This is a genomic window from Halomonas cerina (genome assembly GCF_014192215.1).
GTDB lineage: Bacteria > Pseudomonadota > Gammaproteobacteria > Pseudomonadales > Halomonadaceae > Halomonas > Halomonas cerina.
In genome coordinates this window covers 166,155-182,378 of sequence record NZ_JACHXP010000005.1, presented here as the reverse complement: position 1 = coordinate 182,378, position 16,224 = coordinate 166,155, and the positions used below count along the sequence as shown (strand labels likewise).

The following is a 16,224-nucleotide window of genomic DNA, read 5'->3' as shown; positions in this document are numbered from 1 at the left end:
CGCTGCGTCGAAGGTTAAAGGGAGGATCCGTTATGCGCCGGTCACCCCCATCCCCTGGCTATTCGCTCCTCGAGGAGCTGCTGCACAGCGCCAGCCATGGCGTGGGGGCCCTGCTGAGCGTCGCTGGGATGGTGGCGCTGATCGCCCTCAGTAGCCGCGGCATGGGCACCAGCCCCTACAAGATCGCCGCCGTCTCGCTTTATGGCACCACCCTGGTGCTGCTCTATACCGCCTCGACCCTCTACCACGGCACGCGGCACCCGCGCCTCAAGCGGGCCTTCCAGGTGCTGGATCACTGCGCCATCTACACCCTGATCGCCGGCACCTACACGCCCTTCCTGATGGTCAACCTGAAGGCCTCCCTGGGCGAGCCCCTACTGGCGGTGATCTGGACCCTGGCCGTCGCCGGCGTCGCCCTCAAGCTGTGGCGCCCCTGGGCGCTGAGCCGTCTGCACATGGCCATCTATCTGCTGATGGGCTGGCTGATCCTGGTCGTCGCCGACGACCTCGGGGATGCCCTGTCCGCCACCGGGCTCGGTCTGCTTCTCGCCGGTGGCGCGTCCTATTCGCTGGGCATCGTGTTCTTCGCAGTCCGGGCCATCCCCTTCAACCACGCCATCTGGCATCTCTTCGTCATGGCGGGTAGCACCTGCCACTACTTCGCCGTCGTCACCGACGTGCTGCCCTTCGCGCCCTGAGGTTTCAAAGATGCGAAAGCCCCCGGCATCCGGAGGCTTATCGGCTCGGAGGCATCTGCCTGACCGGCAACCCGACAACGGCTCAGGCGGCGGCTCGGGCCTTGCGGATGCGCGCGTAGGCACTGCCGATCTCGCTGGTGCGCTCCTTGGCCATCTCGCGCATGCTCTCGGGCAACCCCTTGCCGGCCAGCTTGTCGGGATGGTTCTCGCTCATCAGGCGGCGATAGGCCTTCTTGACCTCGGCATCACTGGCCTCGGCCGTGACCCCCAGCACCTGGTAGGCATCCTCGAGGGAGGGCCCCTGCTCGCCCGCCGCGTCGGGGCCTGCACGCAGCATGGCCTCGATCTGGGCGATCTCGGCCTCGGAGCAGCCCAGCCCCCGGGCCACGCGCAGTAGCATGTCATGCTCCGCGGGATGCAACTGGCCGTCGGCGGCGATCGCCGCGAGCTGGACCTGCAGGAAGACCTGCAGAAGGGCACGCTGGCCGCCCACCACCTGGCGCACCTTGGCCAGCTCCGCCTCCAGATCGAAGTCCGCCTCCTTGCCGCGGGTGAAGGCGGCCCGGGCCTGGGCACGCTGGGCCTCGCCCAGCCGCAGGCGGTCCCACAGCCGTCGGGAGGCCGCCAGCTCGGCCTCGGTGACCTGGCCATCGGCCTTGCACATGCAGCCCATGACCGCGAAGGTCGATTCGAGGAACTGCGCCTGGGCCCCGGCCAGTCGCCCCAGCAGGCTCTTGCGCAGGCCCCGGACGAGCCAGTAACCGAGACCACCACCGATCAGCAGCCCCAAGGGGCCGCCGATCAGGAAACCGAGTACCGCACCGATCAGAATAGCCACCAACATGGCGTGTCTCCGTAGTAGGTGTCCGCTCAGGCGTCCGCCAGACGGGCTCGGATGGCGGCCTCGAGGCCGTCAACATCGAGACCGCACTCGGCCAGCAGCTCCGCCGGCTTGCCGTGCTCGACGAAGGCATCGGGCAAGCCGAGATTGAGCACGCCCACCTGCCGCCCCTCGGCCATCAGCAGCTCGTTGACCGCGCTGCCGGCGCCGCCGGCCACCACGTTCTCCTCCAGGGTCACCAGCAGCTCGTGGTCGCGGGCCGCGGCCAGCACGGCCTCGCGGTCGAGGGGCTTGATCGAGCGCATGTTGAGATGGCTGGCGTCGAGGCGCTCGGCCACCTCCGCCGCCGGGCCGTTCAGGCTGCCGAAGGCCAGCAAGGCCACACCGCGCCCCTGGCGGCGCCACTCGGCCCGGCCGATCTCGAGGGGCTCGAGGTGGTCGGGAATCGCCACGCCCGGGCCGGTGCCGCGGGGATAGCGTACCGCGGCGGGGCCGGGATGGTGATAGGCGGCACTGAGCATGGCGTAGCACTCGGCCTCGTCGGCCGGCGCCAGCACCACGAGCCCTGGCACGCAGCGCAGGTAGGAGAGGTCCAGGGCGCCATGGTGAGTGGGGCCATCCTCGCCCACCAGGCCGGCGCGGTCGATGGCGAAGGTTACGTCGAGGCCCTGCACCGCCACGTCGTGAATCAGCTGATCGTAGCCGCGCTGCAGGAAGGTCGAGTAGATCGCCACCACCGGCTTCATGGCCTCGCAGGCCAGGCCAGCGGCCAGGGTCACCGCATGCTGCTCGGCGATGGCCACATCAAAGTAGCGCTCCGGGTATTCCCGCGAGAAGCGGATCAAGTCGGAGCCCTCGCGCATCGCCGGGGTGATGCCCACCAGCCGCGCGTCTGCCGCCGCCATGTCGCACAGCCAGTCGCCGAAGACGTTGCAGTACTTCTTTTTCTTGGGCGCAGGCGCGAGGTTGGCCGGCTTGAGCGGCGGCGGGGTGTCGCCGTGCTTCTCCGGCTCGCTCTTTTCCAACTTCGTGATGGCGTGGTAGCCGATGGGGTCGACCTCGGCCGGCAAAAAGCCACGCCCCTTGCAGGTCGTGACGTGCAGGAACTGAGGGCCTTCCAGATCGCGCATGTTGTGCAGGGTCTGCACCAGGGCCGGCAGGTCATGGCCGTCGATGGGGCCGATGTAGTTGAAGCCCATCTCCTCGAAGAGCGTGGCCGGGCTGACCATGCCCTTCATGTGTTCCTCGGTGCGCCGCGCCAGCTCCAAGGCGCCGGGCAGGTGCGAGAGCACCCGCTTGCCGCCCTCGCGCATGGTGGTATAAGGCTTGCTGGCGAGGATCCGCGCCAGATAGCTGGCGATGCCGCCGACGTTCTCCGAGATCGACATCTCGTTGTCATTGAGCACTACCAGCAGGTTGGCATCGACGTGGCCGGCATGGGCCAGGGCCTCGAAGGCCATGCCAGCGGTCAGCGCACCGTCACCGATCACCGCGCAGACGCGGCGCTTCTCGCCACGGGTGCGGGCGGCCAGGGCCATGCCCAGGGCCGCCGAGAGCGAGGTGCTGGAATGGCCCACGCCGAAGGTGTCGTACTCCGACTCGCTGCGGCGCGGGAAGGCCGCCAGGCCGCCATGCTGACGGATACGGGTCATCGCCTCGCGGCGGCCGGTGAGTATCTTGTGGGGGTAGGCCTGGTGGCCGACGTCCCAGACCAGCCGGTCGTAGGGCGTCTCCAGGGCGTGGTGCAGAGCCACGGTCAGTTCCACCACGCCGAGCCCCGCGCCGAAGTGGCCACCGGACACGCCCACGCTGTAGAGCAGGTAGGCGCGCAGTTCGTCGGCCACCTGAGCCAGCTGGGTGGCAGTCATGGCGCGCAGCGGGGCCGGCGTCTCCAGGGTGTCGAGCAAGGGCGTCGCCGGACGCTCGACGGGAATGTCATCGAACAGCTTCATGGGGTCCCTGTGTGTCGGGGCAGCGCATCAGTGGTCACGCTCGATCATGTATCGGGCCAGCTCGGCCAGCGGAGCGGCGGCGTCCCCGAGCGGCGTCAGGGCCGCCACACTCTCCTCGACCAGCTCCCGGGCCTTGGCCCGGGCCCCCTCCAGTCCCAGCAGGGCCGGATAGGTGGGCTTGTCGCGGGCGGCATCGGCCCCGGAGGCCTTGCCCAGGGTCACCGTGTCGCCGGTCACATCGAGGACGTCATCGTGGACCTGGAAAGCCAGGCCGATGGCGCCGGCATAGGCCTCCAGGGCCCACAGCCGGGGATCTCGCTCGTCCACCGCGACCAGGCCACCCAGTCGCACAGCCGCCCGGATCAGGGCGCCGGTCTTGTGGCCATGCATGGTCGCCAGGGCCGCCAGGTCAGGGTGACCGCCCACGGCGGCCAGGTCCAGTGCCTGACCCGCGACCATGCCATCACGACCGGCGGCCGCGGCCAGGGTGCGAATCTGTGCCGCCATCCGGGGGTGTCCGGCACCGGCCAGCACCTCGAAGGCCAGTGCCTGGAGGGCATCGCCGGCCAGGATCGCGGTGGCCTCGTCGAAGGCCCGGTGCACCGTAGGCTGGCCGCGGCGCAAATCATCGTCGTCCATGGCCGGCAGGTCATCGTGGACCAGCGAATAAGCGTGGATCAGCTCGATGGCCATCGCCGGGGCGTCCAGAGCCGCGTCCGGGGCCCCCAAGCTGCGGCCCGCCGCGTAGACCAGCACCGGCCGCAGACGCTTGCCGCCCACCAGCGCCCCGTGGCGCATGGCCGCCTCGAGGCGCGGGGCACAGGGCGAGCGCCCCTCGAACAGGGCCGCCAGGCGGGTATCTACCCGGGTACGGTCGGCGGCCAGACCGGCCGCCAGGAGATCAGCCTTCACCATCATGCTCCGTCGGCGGGGCGAAGGCCTGCAGGTCGCCGCTCCCTTCATTGCCCTCGGTAAGGCTGCGTACCCGCAGCTCCGCCTCGTCCAGGCGCCGCTGCGCCTCCCGCGTCAGCCGCACCCCCTGTTCGAAAGCCGACAGCGACCCTTCGAGCGACAGTTCGCCGGACTCGAGTCGCTCCACCAACGCCTCCAGCCGCTCGATGGTGGCGGCGAAATCGGCTGGTGCCGTCTCGCCCCGGGGCTGTGTGTCCTGTTCCGCCATGGCTTTCCTCGTCGGTCGCTCCCACCACGAAGGCGACAGTATACACGCTCTCCCCCCCGGGTCGTCTGCCCCGGGCGAGGGCGGCATGGGCCCGCTGTATGCAGCCCGCTCATCTTCCCAGCGCAGCATTTTCACGCTGGTCAAGGGCGGCTGTGATAATCTATGTGGCCTCGTTTTCGAGCCGACACCGGCCCAGTCACCGACACCTGGCGGGCTCCAGGCTCATCCACCTGAAACGCAAGCGGCGCGCACCGAAGAAGGGGTTGATTCGACCATGGCCAAAACGTCCCTGGACAAGAGCAAGATCAAGATCCTGCTGCTCGAGGGCGTCCACCAGAGCGCGGTGGACAATTTCCTCAATGCCGGGTACACCAACATCGAGCACCTGCCGACCTCGCTGGACGAGGAGACGCTGATCGAGAAGATCCACGACGTCCACTTCATCGGCATCCGCTCCCGCACCCAGCTCAACGAGCGCGTCTTCGACGCCGCCGAGAAGCTGGTGGCCGTGGGCTGCTTCTGCATCGGCACCAACCAGGTGGACCTGGACGCGGCCCTGGTCCGGGGCATCCCGGTCTTCAACGCCCCCTATTCCAATACCCGCTCGGTGGCCGAGCTGGTGCTTGCCGAATCCATCATGCTGCTGCGCGGCATCCCCGAGAAGAGCGCCCGCGCCCACGAGGGCGGCTGGCTGAAGTCGGCCAAGAACGCCCACGAGGCGCGCGGCAAGACCCTGGGCATCATCGGCTACGGCAGCATCGGCGCCCAGCTCTCGGTGCTGGCCGAGGCGCTCGGTTTCGACGTCATCTACTACGACGTGGTCACCAAGCTGGGCATGGGCAATGCCCGCCAGGTGGCGAGCCTCGAGGAACTGCTGGCCCGTGCCGACGTGGTCAGCCTGCACGTGCCGGACCTGCCTTCCACCCGCTGGATGATCGGTGAGGAACAGATCGCCCTGATGAAACCGGGCGGCATCCTGATCAACGCGTCCCGCGGTAGCGTGGTGGTCATCGAGGCCCTGGCCACGGCGCTTCAGGAACGGCGCCTCAATGGCGCCGCGGTGGACGTCTTCCCGGTGGAGCCCAAGGGCAACAAGGAGGAGTTCGAAAGCCCGCTGCGCGGCCTGCCCAACGTCATCCTCACTCCGCACATCGGTGGCTCGACCCTGGAGGCCCAGGAGAATATCGGCATCGAGGTCTCCGAGAAGCTGATCACCTACTCCGACAACGGCACCACGGTCAGCTCGGTCAACTTCCCCGAAGTCGCCCTGCCGGCGCACCCGGGCAAGCACCGCCTGCTGCACATCCACGACAATGTCCCGGGAGTGCTGTCGGAGATCAACCGTGTACTCTCCGAGAACGGCATCAACATCCTCGGTCAGTACCTGCAGACCAACGAGCGCATCGGCTACGTGGTCATCGATGTCGACAAGGACTATGGCACCCAGGCCCTCGAGGCCCTGAGCCAGGTGGCCCACACCAAGCGTGTCCGGGTGCTCTACTCCGAGACCAGCTTCGAAGGTTGATCCCTCACCCTTGCGCTTCGAAAACCGCCGCGTCCCCGGACGCGGCGGTTTTCGTTTGTCCGGCACAAAGTCCCCATCGAGGCACTTGACAGTCCCTCAAGAGCTGCCCATTTTGTATACAGTCTTTGTTCATCATTTACCATTACCAACGTACACATTTGGTCGAAGGCATCTGAACCAAGGCTCTGATTTATCGCGAGGCTTGGGTAACCCTTGGGCCACGGCAGAGACCTCCGCGAGCGGAGCCCCGGGAGGACCAGCATGACCCCGACCCCCAAGACCCTGTGGATTCGACACCCCCTAGCCTGCAGCGATGCCCGCGCCGCCGGCGGCGTGGTGGTCCGCGGCTCGCGTCTCGTCGAGGCGGTGCCGGAGGGCGGCACGCCGACCACGCCCATCGACGCCACCTTCGATGCCTCGGCTCACGTGCTGCTTCCGGGGTTGGTGAACACTCACCACCATTTCTACCAGACCCTGACCCGGGCCTATTCGCCGGCCTTGAACAAGGCGCTCTTCCCCTGGCTGACGACGCTCTACGAGGTCTGGGCGAACCTCACCGAAGACCAGCTGGCGGTGGCCAGCGAGCTGGCCATGGTCGAGCTGCTGATGTCGGGCTGCACCACCGTGGCCGACCACCACTACGTGTTCTCCGGAGCGCTCGCGCAGGCCATCGACGTCCAGGTGGAAACCGCTAGCCGCCTCGGTGTGCGCGCCGCCCTGACCCGCGGCTCGATGAGCGTGGGCCGCGACGACGGCGGCCTGCCGCCGCAGTCGGTGGTGCAGGACGAGGCCATCATCCTCGACGAGAGCGCACGGCTGATCCACGCCTATCACCAGCGCGGCGACGGCGCCATGATCACCATCGCCCTGGCGCCGTGCTCACCGTTCTCGGTGAGCCGTGAGCTGATGCAGGACAGCGCCCGCCTGGCCGAGACCCGGGACGTGCGCCTGCACACCCACCTGGCTGAGACCGAGGACGAGACGGCCTATTGCCAACGGCTGTTCGGCATGCGCCCGCTGGACTACCTGGAGGCCGTGGGCTGGCTCTCGGCGCGCACCTGGCTGGCCCACGGCATCCACTTCGACGAGAAGGAAATCGCCCGGCTCGGCGCCGCCGGCACCGGCATCGCCCACTGCCCCTCGTCGAACATGGTGCTGGGCTCGGGGCTATGCCGCACCCTGGAGCTGGAGGCCGCCGGCTGCCCGGTGGGCCTCGCCGTGGACGGTTCCGCCTCCAACGATCACTCCAACCTCGCCGAGGAGATGCGCCAGGCGCTGCTGCTCGGCCGGCTGCGCTACGCGCCGAGCCGAGTGACCCACCTTGATGTGATCCGCTGGGCGACCCAGGGCTCCGCGGCCTGCCTCGGCCGCGACGACATCGGCGGCCTGGTCCCCGGCCAGCAGGCCGACCTGGCCCTGTTCCGGCTCGACGAGCCGCGCTTCTCCGGCGCCGAGAATCCCATCGCCGCCCTGCTGCTGTGTGGCGCCCACCGCGCCGACCGGGTCATGGTCGCCGGGCAGTGGCGGGTGACCGAGGGCCAGCCGGTGGGGGTCGACCTCGACGCCCTGCTGGCCCGCCATGACCAGGCCGCCCGGGCGCTGAGGCGCGCCCGCTAGGGCGGCGGAACACCCCCAAGGTTTCAACAACGACAACAGGAGAAACCCCCCATGTCGACGACCGACACCGCCACTGAGCCCACCTCGCCGAAGGTGCGCTCTACCCACGACGTCAATGCCATGCCGCCGCTCGGCCGGGCCATCCCGCTAGGGCTGCAGCACGTCCTGGCGATGTTCGTAGGCAACGTCACCGTGCCCATCATCATCGCCGGGGCCGCCGACCTGCCGGCGGACCAGACGGCCTTCATGATCCAAGCCGCCATGTTCGTGGCCGGGGTCGCCACCCTGGTGCAATCGCTCGGCTTGGGGCCGATCGGGGCGCGCCTGCCCATCGTCATGGGCACCAGCTTCGGCTTCGTGCCGGTGCTGATCCCCATCGCCGTGGGCATGGGCCTACCGGCGGCGCTGGGGGCGGCCTTGTGCGGCGGCATCGCCATGGCGCTGGTGGGCCTCTTCCTGCCCTGGTTCCGCTTCCTGTTCCCGCCGGTGGTTACCGGCACCTTCGTGATCATGCTCGGCACCCTGCTGATGCCGGTGGGCTTCGCCTATGCCGGCGGCGGCTTCGGCGCCGAGGACTTCGGGGCCACCCACAACCTGGTGCTGGCCGGCCTGGTGCTGCTGGTCACCCTGGGCCTGCACCAGTATGGCCGCGGCATCTGGTCGGAGACCGCCCCGCTGGTCGGCCTCATCGTGGGCTATGGCAGCGCCGTGGCCTTCGGGCTGGTGAGCTTCGGTGAGATCGCCGCCGCCGACTGGGTCTCGCTGCCGATGCCGCTGACCATCGGCCTGGAGTTCCACCTGGCCGCGATCCTGCCGGTGGTGCTGCTGGCGGTGGTGACCTGCGCGGAATCCATCGGCGACATCGTCGGCACCACGGCCGGCGGCCTGGACCGCGAGCCGACCCACAAGGAGCTCTCCGGCGGGGTGATGGCCGATGGCCTGGCCAGCGTCTTCGCCGCCATCTTCAACGCCTTCCCGCAGATCAGCTTCAGCCAGAACGTCGGCATGGTGGCCCTGACCGGCGTGGTCAGCCGCTTCGTGGTGGCCATCGGCGGCGTCTTCCTGCTGCTAGCCGGCCTGCTGCCCAAGCTCGGCGCGCTGATCTCGAGCATCCCCAACGCGGTGCTGGGCGGGGCGGTGCTGATCATGTTCGGCATGATCGCCAGCGCCGGCATCAAGATGCTGTCCCATATCGACTTCAACAAGCGCAACATGGTGATCATCGGCGTCTCGCTGTCCGCGGCCATCGGCTTGCCGGCCCAGGAAGGCCTCTACGCCGGGCTCGCCGAGAATGTCCAGGCGATCATCGAGTCCGGCCTGATCCCCGGGGCGCTGTGCGCCATCCTCCTCAACCTGGTGCTACCCAAGCAGGATCGGCCCTTCCGCGACGACGTCTGAGGTCGTCTGCCCACCCGGCGAACCGTCACCTCAACGAGGAGGCGGTTTTGCGTGGCCTGAATGTCAGAAGCAGGTCTCGAGGACCTCGAGGACCTCGAGGCGCTCATTGACCCGGCACAGGCGCCGCCACTTGTCGAAGGTCAGGCAGGGATGGGAGATGCCGAAGGCGATGATGTCACCGATACGGACCTCGCCGTTGCGCGTCTCGGGGAAGTCGTCATCGGGCACATGCACGAAGGCGTGCTGGTCCATCAGCTTCTCGACCCGCCAGCCCTCGACCGGCAGGGTCCGGTTCGCCATCCCGCCTTCGCGGTAGCGGCGAAGCAGCAGGGGCAACTGGTCATGACCGATATCGCGCTTGCCGAGCCCCACCACCGCCAGCCCCGGCTCGGGCAGCGAGAGCACCTGGGCGAAGACCTCCAGCGCCGGATGCAGGCCACGATCGAGCTCCGGACGCCGCCCCATCACATCGCGCTGGGCCGCCCGGTAGATACCGTGGTCGTGGACCACATAGCAGCCGGGACGCAGCACCGGCACGAAGTGCCCGGCCAGACGCGCCTCGCGGAACACCTCGGCCACCAGGTCATACCAGGCCGAGCCGGAGGCGGTGATCAGCGGCGCCCTGGCCTCGATCAGGCCGTCGTGATCCAGCGCCTGGGCCGCCTCCACCAAGTGCCAGGCGTAATCGCGCACCGCCCGTACGGGATCCTCGCCGTAGACCACCCCCTCGTAGCCCTCCAATCCGGCCAGGACCAGCGCCGGCTCGCTATCGACCAGCTCGCCCAGGGCCAGCACTTCGTCCTGGTCCCGGCAGCCGCAGCGCCCACCGTCGACACCCAGTTCGACCAGTACCTGCAGGCGCTGCTCGCGGGCGCCGAAGTAACGCGCCAACTGGCGTACATTGGCGGCACTGTCCACCACGCAATAGAAATCGGCCCCCTCGTCGATCAGTCGTGCGACGATGGCCATGTTGGCCTCGCCGACCAGCTGGTTGGCCATCAACAGGCGCTTGACCCCGTGAGCGAAGGCCGCCCGGCATTGCGGGGCGGTGGCCAGGGTGATGCCCCAGGCACCGGCCGCCAGCTGGCGATGAAAGAGCGCCGGGGCCATGGTGGTCTTGCCGTGAGGCGCCAGACGCGCGCCATGTTCGTTGGCGAAACGCTGCATCCAGGCCAGGTTATGGGCCAGAAACGCCTCGTGGATCACCGCCGCGGGCAGGCTGACCTCGGCCAGCAGGTCGTTGCCGGTTTCGGGCAGCCCCTTGTGCAGGGCGGCCCCCTCCAGCGGGTGGGAGCTGGCATCGAACATGGCGACCTCCTGGCGGTACGCTCTTGAAGGCCGGGTCTCGGCAGGACCGGCTCTTCCATCATAGCGTAACGAACGCCAGGCCAGGCCCACCAGTCCTGCCCCCTCGCCCGTCCTGGCCGACGACAGGTATGTATATGGAAGGCATTTCCGTCGTCGCGACAGCCGGGCGATGAGCGGGTATCCTGAGTCTCCGAGCAGCGAGCAACACGTGGCACGAGGAGCATTCAGGTGAGCGAAGGCAAGCGCAGGACAGCGGGGCGTCCCGCCGGATCGGGCAAGGGCACCAGCGGCCACAGCCAGTCGCTGGTCCGCGGTCTCAACCTGCTCGAGCGGCTGGCGGCCAGTCCCGGCGGCCTGGCCCTCTCCGAGGTCGCCGAACAGGCGGACCTCGCCCCTTCCACCACCCATCGGCTGCTGCAGGCCCTGCAGAGCCAGGGGTTCGTCACCCAAGATGCCGAACTCGGGGTCTGGAAGATCGATGTCAAGACCTTCCGCATCGGCAACAGCTTCCTCGAGGCCCGCGACTTCGTGGCCACCAGCCGTCCCTTCCTGCGCCGCCTGACCGCCCAGACCGGCGAGACCGCCAACCTCGGCATCCGCGACGGCGCCACCGCGGTGTTCCTGGCCCAGAGTGAGTCGCCACAGATGATGCGCATGATCACCCGGCTCGGCTCCCGGGCGCCGCTGCACGCCTCCGGCGTGGGCAAGGCGCTGATGGCCTGGCTGCCGGACGACGAGTTCGCACGGGTACTGGCCGAGCGCGGCCTGGCGCGGGTCACCGCCAACACCCTGCATACCCCCGAGGCACTGCGCGAAAGCCTGGCCGAGATCCGCCGCCAGGGCTATGCGTGCGACCGTGAGGAGCACGCCATCGGCTTGAACTGCGTGGCCGCCTGCCTGCACGACGAGCACGGCATCCCGTTGGCCGCCATCTCGGTCTCCGGCCCGGTGGCCAGGATCCCCGAAGTTCGCCTACCGGAACTGGGCGCGCTGGTGCGCGATACCGCCGCCGAGATCACCGCCCGGCTGGGCGGCAGGATACCGGAGACCTGAGTCAATTGCCGATACATAGCGTTCGCCTCAGGCGCTTCACGCTGTATCATATATGGATGCCTATTGACCGGGACCAGGCACCACGTCGTCCTGCCCCAGAACGTCCATCAGCCAATCCGCAGGTCTCCCTCATGCCCTCCGCCAGCGAATGCGTCACGACGCTTATCGAAGAGTTCCAGCGAAGGCGCCCGATCCGCACCGGCTCGCTGATCATCACCGTCTACGGTGATACTATCGTGCCCCGAGGTGGCACCGTCTGGCTGGGCAGCCTATCGAAGCTGCTGGAGCCGGTCGGCATCAACGAGCGGCTCGTCCGCACCTCGGTCTATCGCCTCACCCGGGAGACCTGGCTGCAGGGCGAGAAGGTCGGCCGGCGCAGCTACTACAGCCTGAGCGGTCCGGGACGCCGTCGCTTCGAGCAGGCCTTCAAGCGCGTCTACCACGGCGTCCAAGCTCCCTGGTCGGGCCAGTGGACCCTGGTGCTGCTCACCCAGATGGAGACCCCACATCGCCAGAAGGTGCGTGACGAGCTCGACTGGCTGAGCTTCGGCCAGTTCGCGCCCGGGCTCTTCGCCCACCCGACGCTCAACCGCACCGAGGCCATCGCCGCTCTGAAGGAACTGGGCGCCGCCGACGAGGCCATCGTGCTGCAGACCGAGACCATGGAGCCGCTGGCCAGCAAGCCGCTGCGCCTCCAGGTCCGCGACAGCTGGAACCTCGACGAGTTGGGCGAACACTACCAACGCTTCCTGACCCTGTTTCGACCGCTGTGGCGAGCGCTCAACGAGGAGAACCATCTCGGCGAAGAGGAATGCTTCATCGCCCGCACCCTGTTGATCCAAGAATATCGCCGCGTGCAGCTACGCGACCCCCAACTGCCCGACGAGCTACTGCCCACCGCCTGGGAGGGACGTAACGCCCATCAGCTGTGCCGCAACATCTATCGCACCATCTACCAGCGCGCCGAACGCTGGCTCGACCGCCACCTGGAAACCGCCGAGGGCCCGCTGCCGGCGCCCGGCCCCAGCTTCTACCAGCGCTTCGGCGGGCTGGATTGAGTCCCCTGGACTACCTCCTCGGCAACCATCCACGCAAGCCCCCCCTGCCAGGGCAGGGGGGGCTTGCGTCACACCGGCAACGCCCTATCACATCATCTCATGACTCATGACCGGCTCTGCTGGTCCAGGGTCTGCTGTTTGGGCCGGGTATCGCCGGCCTTCAACCGGGGACGGTCGGCGTCCAGCTCGGCCAGCGGCTCGCAGGGTTCCAGGCTGTCCCGGCAACGCTCGGTCAGGCGCTGGTACTCACGTGTGCCCTGCTGCTTCCAGGCCACCTCCTGGTCGCTCAGCTCACGCTTGACCTTGGCCGGCGCCCCCATCACCAGCGACTGGGGCGGGCACTCGAAGCCGGTCTTGACGAAGGCCGCCGCGGCGACGATGGAGCGGGCGGCGATCACGGCGCCGTCCATCACCACGGCGTTCATGCCCACCATGGCATCCTGGCCCACCACGCAGCCGTGCAGCACGGCACCGTGGCCGATATGGCCATTCTTCTCCACCCGGGTGACGAAGCCAGGGAAGCCGTGCATCACGCAGGTGTCCTGAAGATTGGCGCCCTCCTCCAGCACCAGCTGGCCGAAGTCGCCGCGCATCACCGCCCCAGGCCCCACGTAGCAGCCAGGGCCAACGATGACATCGCCGATTAGCACCGCGGTAGGGTGCACATAGGCGGTGGGATGCACCACCGGCGTCACCCCCTCGAGTCGATAGCAGGGCATGGTTCGCCTCCTTATTCCGGTTGGCCGTGACGGCGGCTCTGCACCACCACGAAGCGGGGTGTCACGAAGGCCTGATCGCTCAGCGAGGCAGTGGCCGCCGGGTTGCCGCCGGTCGCATGGAAATCGCTAAAGGCGGCGGACTGGTTAACGAAGACACCGCCGTCCAGGTTGAGCGACAACGGCGTGGCGACCTCCATGGCAAGCCGCTCGAACCGCTCGGCCACGGCCTCGTCGGTGGTATAGGCCCCCAGGGTGATGGCGCCCTTCTCGCCGATCACCTCCCGGGCCAGTTGGAGACTGTGATCGGTGCTGTCGGTGGCGATCACGAAGCTGATCGGGCCGAAGCGCTCCTTGCTGTAGGCATCGCGCTGGCTAGCGTCGACCTTGAGCAGCAGCGGGGTATGAACGCGCGCCTTGGGGAACTGCGCATGCTCGCGGGGTTCGCTGTCCAGCAGGACCTCTCCGAGGCCACGGCACTCCTCGATGCGTGCCGCGGTGGCCGGCGACTGGATGGCCCCCAGCACGGCACAGGCGCGGTCGTTGTCGGAGAGGAACTTCTCGACGGCCTTGGCCAGGGCCCCGGCCACCTCGTCGAAGTCCAGGTGGCCCTCGGCGGTCTCGATGCCCCCTTTCGGCACATAGATGGCCTGGGTGGTGGTACACATCTGGCCGGAGAAGAGACTCAGGGTGAAGGCCAGGTTCTGGGCCACCGCCTTGAGGTTGTCGACGCTGTCGATGATCACGCTGTTGATGCCCGCCTTCTCGGTGAACACCCGAGCCTGGGTGGCGTTGCGCTCCAGCCACTCACCGAAGGCATTGGAGCCGGTGAAGTCGATGAGCTTGACGGCCGGGTCCAGGGCCAGCTCCTTGGTCACCGGGGCGTCGGCGCTGTCCGGTACCAGGCTCACCAGGCAGGGGTCGAAGCCGGCCTCCTCGAGCACCTCCTGGGCGACGCGAACCGTCATGGCCACCGGCAGGATGGCCCCCGGGTGTGGCTTGAGAATTACCGGATTGCCGGTGGCCAGGCTGGCGAACAGACCCGGGTAGGCGTTCCAGGTGGGGAAAGTGGAGCAGGACACCACCAGGGAGATGCCGCGTGGCACGATATGGTAGCGCTTGTCGAGCACCAGCGGATCATGTTTGCCCTGGGGCTTGACCCACTTGGCCGTCGCCGGCACCTGCGACATCGCCTGCCAGGCATAGGCGACGGCCTCGAGGCCGCGATCCTGGGCATGGGGGCCGCCGGCCTGGAAGGCCATCATCGGCGCCTGGCCGCTGGTATGCATCACCGCCTGGGCGATGTCCGGGCTCATGGTGTTGAGCCGCGCCAGGATCTCCAGGCAGACCCCGACCCGCGCCTCGGCGCCGGCATCGCGCCAGGCCGGCATCGCGGCCTGCATCGCCCCGATCAGGGCAGCCTGCTCAGGCTGGTCGTAGGTCACGCCCAGCTCGAAACCATAGGGGGAAACCTCGGCGCCGACCTGGCCGGCCACCGCCGGTGCCTTGACCAACGAAAAGGGCTGCTTGAGCAGCGCTTCGAAGCGCTGTGGAGCGCCTTTCACGCTTTCTTCCGGATACTTCTTGATGTTTTCCGGGTAGGGGCTCCAGAAACCGCGGGTCGTGATGGCCTCGACGGCCTGGTCGAGGGTCTCGCGATGACGATCAAGCATCTGCTGGGCTTGCTGAGACATGCGTGGCTCCTGCAATGAGCGGCTTTATTTGATACGGAATAACACTAGAGACTATCCATAGCGTAACGAAACATCAAACCGCTCGCCCGCAGCCATTCCCGTCATGCCGCCAAAAAGAAAGGAAAAATAAATTAATTATCAATATGTTGCATGTCTCGCGCCGGAGAAGTCGCCCAAGCTTCGACCATGGTCTAATCGGCCCACCGAGAGGGGCAACTTGCAAATGTAACCTACTGATAGAAAAGTAAAAACAGAGATATTTCGAAGAAATACGATACAACAAATAAAAAATACTCGAGTTGATACGTATCAAAAAAAATCTATACTCGGCCTCATATCGCCCGTGGCAGGCCGCGGTTCACTGCCACGCCCATGCCGTGCCAAAGACGAGGACATCATGCCGAATCAGCTGATCGTCGAGGGACCGCAACAGGGAGTGCTACGCCTCACCCTGCATCGCCCCGAGGTACTGAACGCCCTCAATACCGCCCTGCTGGGCGAGCTGGCCGAGACCCTGGCCGCCGCCGAGGATGACGCTGAGGTGCGCGCCGTGGTGATCACCGGTAGCCAACGCGCCTTCGCCGCCGGCGCCGATATCAAGGAGATGGCCGAGCGTGACCTGGTGGGCATGCTGGAAGACCCCCGCCAGCGCCACTGGGCCAGCATTGCGCGTTTCGGCAAGCCGCTCATCGCGGCCGTCAACGGCTTCTGCCTGGGCGGCGGCTGCGAGCTGGCCATGCACGCCGACATCTTGATCGCCGGCGAGAATGCCAAGTTCGGTCAGCCCGAGATCAACCTCGGCATCATGCCCGGCGCCGGTGGCACCCAGCGCCTGGTGCGCGCCGTGGGCAAGGCACTCGCCACCCAGATGGTGCTGACCGGCGAGCCGATCTCCGCCCGCCGAGCCCTGGAGGCCGGCCTGGTCAGCGAGATCACCCAGCCGGAGCTGACCGTCGAACGTGCCACGGCGGTGGCCGAGTCCATCGCCGCCAAGGCACCGCTGGCCGTGCGGCTGGCCCGTGAGGCCCTGCATAAGGCCCAGGACACCGACTTGGCCACTGGCCTGCGCTTCGAGCGCCACGCCTTCACGCTACTGGCCGGTACCGAGGATCGCGAGGAGGGCATCCGTGCCTTCCAGGAAAAACGCCCCGCCACCTTCAACGGGCACTGACACAGGAAATCGA

At 67.8% G+C, this 16,224-nt stretch carries 14 protein-coding genes; 7 read left to right on the top strand and 7 right to left on the bottom strand.

Annotated elements, in window-relative coordinates; translation table 11 throughout:
• Positions 1-32: 32 nt before the first annotated feature.
• A complete protein-coding gene (gene trhA, locus FHR94_RS07000) occupies positions 33-698 on the top strand; it encodes a PAQR family membrane homeostasis protein TrhA (RefSeq protein WP_183324910.1) in 666 nt (221 codons plus the stop codon).
• 82 nt (positions 699-780) lie between these two features.
• Here the strand turns inward: trhA and djlA are convergent, their stop codons facing one another.
• Genes djlA through FHR94_RS06980 form a run of 4 tightly spaced genes read right to left on the bottom strand, consistent with a single transcriptional unit; the run spans position 781 to position 4,671 of the window.
• Positions 781-1,542, bottom strand: coding sequence for a co-chaperone DjlA (gene djlA / locus FHR94_RS06995; protein ID WP_183324909.1), 762 nt, complete (start codon positions 1,540-1,542; stop codon positions 781-783).
• A gap of 26 nt (positions 1,543-1,568) precedes the next feature.
• The gene (gene dxs, locus FHR94_RS06990) at positions 1,569-3,491 is read right to left on the bottom strand and encodes a 1-deoxy-D-xylulose-5-phosphate synthase (protein WP_183324908.1); all 1,923 of its coding nucleotides are present in this window, start codon (positions 3,489-3,491) and stop codon (positions 1,569-1,571) included.
• A gap of 27 nt (positions 3,492-3,518) precedes the next feature.
• Positions 3,519-4,406: a (2E,6E)-farnesyl diphosphate synthase gene (gene ispA, locus FHR94_RS06985; RefSeq protein WP_183324983.1), complete on the bottom strand. Its 888-nt coding sequence runs from the start codon at positions 4,404-4,406 to the stop codon at positions 3,519-3,521.
• The gene (locus tag FHR94_RS06980) at positions 4,393-4,671 is read right to left on the bottom strand and encodes an exodeoxyribonuclease VII small subunit (RefSeq protein WP_183324907.1); all 279 of its coding nucleotides are present in this window, start codon (positions 4,669-4,671) and stop codon (positions 4,393-4,395) included. Before FHR94_RS06980 ends, ispA begins: the two co-directional genes overlap by 14 nt.
• A 274-nt stretch (positions 4,672-4,945) precedes the next feature.
• Here FHR94_RS06980 and serA point away from each other — a divergent pair, with 274 nt between their 5' ends.
• The 3 genes from serA (at position 4,946) to FHR94_RS06965 (ending at position 9,211) form a co-directional block, all read left to right on the top strand.
• Complete coding sequence (gene serA / locus FHR94_RS06975; protein ID WP_183324906.1) at positions 4,946-6,196, top strand: phosphoglycerate dehydrogenase; 1,251 nt, start codon at positions 4,946-4,948, stop codon at positions 6,194-6,196.
• 261 nt (positions 6,197-6,457) lie between these two features.
• Entirely contained in the window at positions 6,458-7,813 is a 1,356-nt protein-coding gene (locus FHR94_RS06970; RefSeq protein WP_183324905.1) for an 8-oxoguanine deaminase, read from the top strand.
• Between the two features lie 51 nt (positions 7,814-7,864).
• A complete protein-coding gene (locus FHR94_RS06965; RefSeq protein ID WP_183324904.1) occupies positions 7,865-9,211 on the top strand; it encodes a uracil-xanthine permease family protein in 1,347 nt (448 codons plus the stop codon).
• A gap of 63 nt (positions 9,212-9,274) precedes the next feature.
• Here the strand turns inward: FHR94_RS06965 and FHR94_RS06960 are convergent, their stop codons facing one another.
• On the bottom strand, positions 9,275-10,519 hold the full coding sequence (locus tag FHR94_RS06960) for an amino acid deaminase (protein WP_183324903.1): 1,245 nt from the start codon (positions 10,517-10,519) through the stop codon (positions 9,275-9,277).
• 228 nt (positions 10,520-10,747) lie between these two features.
• On the opposite strand from FHR94_RS06960, the gene FHR94_RS06955 reads away from it, so the two are divergent.
• Positions 10,748-11,572 (top strand): IclR family transcriptional regulator domain-containing protein, encoded by an 825-nt coding sequence (locus FHR94_RS06955; protein ID WP_183324902.1) that lies wholly within the window; start codon positions 10,748-10,750, stop codon positions 11,570-11,572.
• Positions 11,573-11,703: 131 nt separating this feature from the next.
• Positions 11,704-12,630, top strand: a complete 927-nt coding sequence (gene paaX / locus FHR94_RS06950) for a phenylacetic acid degradation operon negative regulatory protein PaaX (RefSeq protein WP_183324901.1) — start codon at positions 11,704-11,706, stop codon at positions 12,628-12,630.
• Between the two features lie 104 nt (positions 12,631-12,734).
• On the opposite strand, the gene paaY is transcribed toward paaX, so the two are convergent.
• Positions 12,735-13,349: a phenylacetic acid degradation protein PaaY gene (gene paaY / locus FHR94_RS06945; RefSeq protein ID WP_183324900.1), complete on the bottom strand. Its 615-nt coding sequence runs from the start codon at positions 13,347-13,349 to the stop codon at positions 12,735-12,737.
• Between the two features lie 11 nt (positions 13,350-13,360).
• Positions 13,361-15,040, bottom strand: a complete 1,680-nt coding sequence (paaN, locus tag FHR94_RS06940) for a phenylacetic acid degradation protein PaaN (RefSeq protein ID WP_183324899.1) — start codon at positions 15,038-15,040, stop codon at positions 13,361-13,363.
• 397 nt (positions 15,041-15,437) lie between these two features.
• Here paaN and paaF point away from each other — a divergent pair, with 397 nt between their 5' ends.
• The gene (gene paaF / locus FHR94_RS06935; RefSeq protein ID WP_183324898.1) at positions 15,438-16,211 is read left to right on the top strand and encodes a 2,3-dehydroadipyl-CoA hydratase PaaF; all 774 of its coding nucleotides are present in this window, start codon (positions 15,438-15,440) and stop codon (positions 16,209-16,211) included.
• The last annotated feature ends 13 nt before the right edge of the window (positions 16,212-16,224 follow it).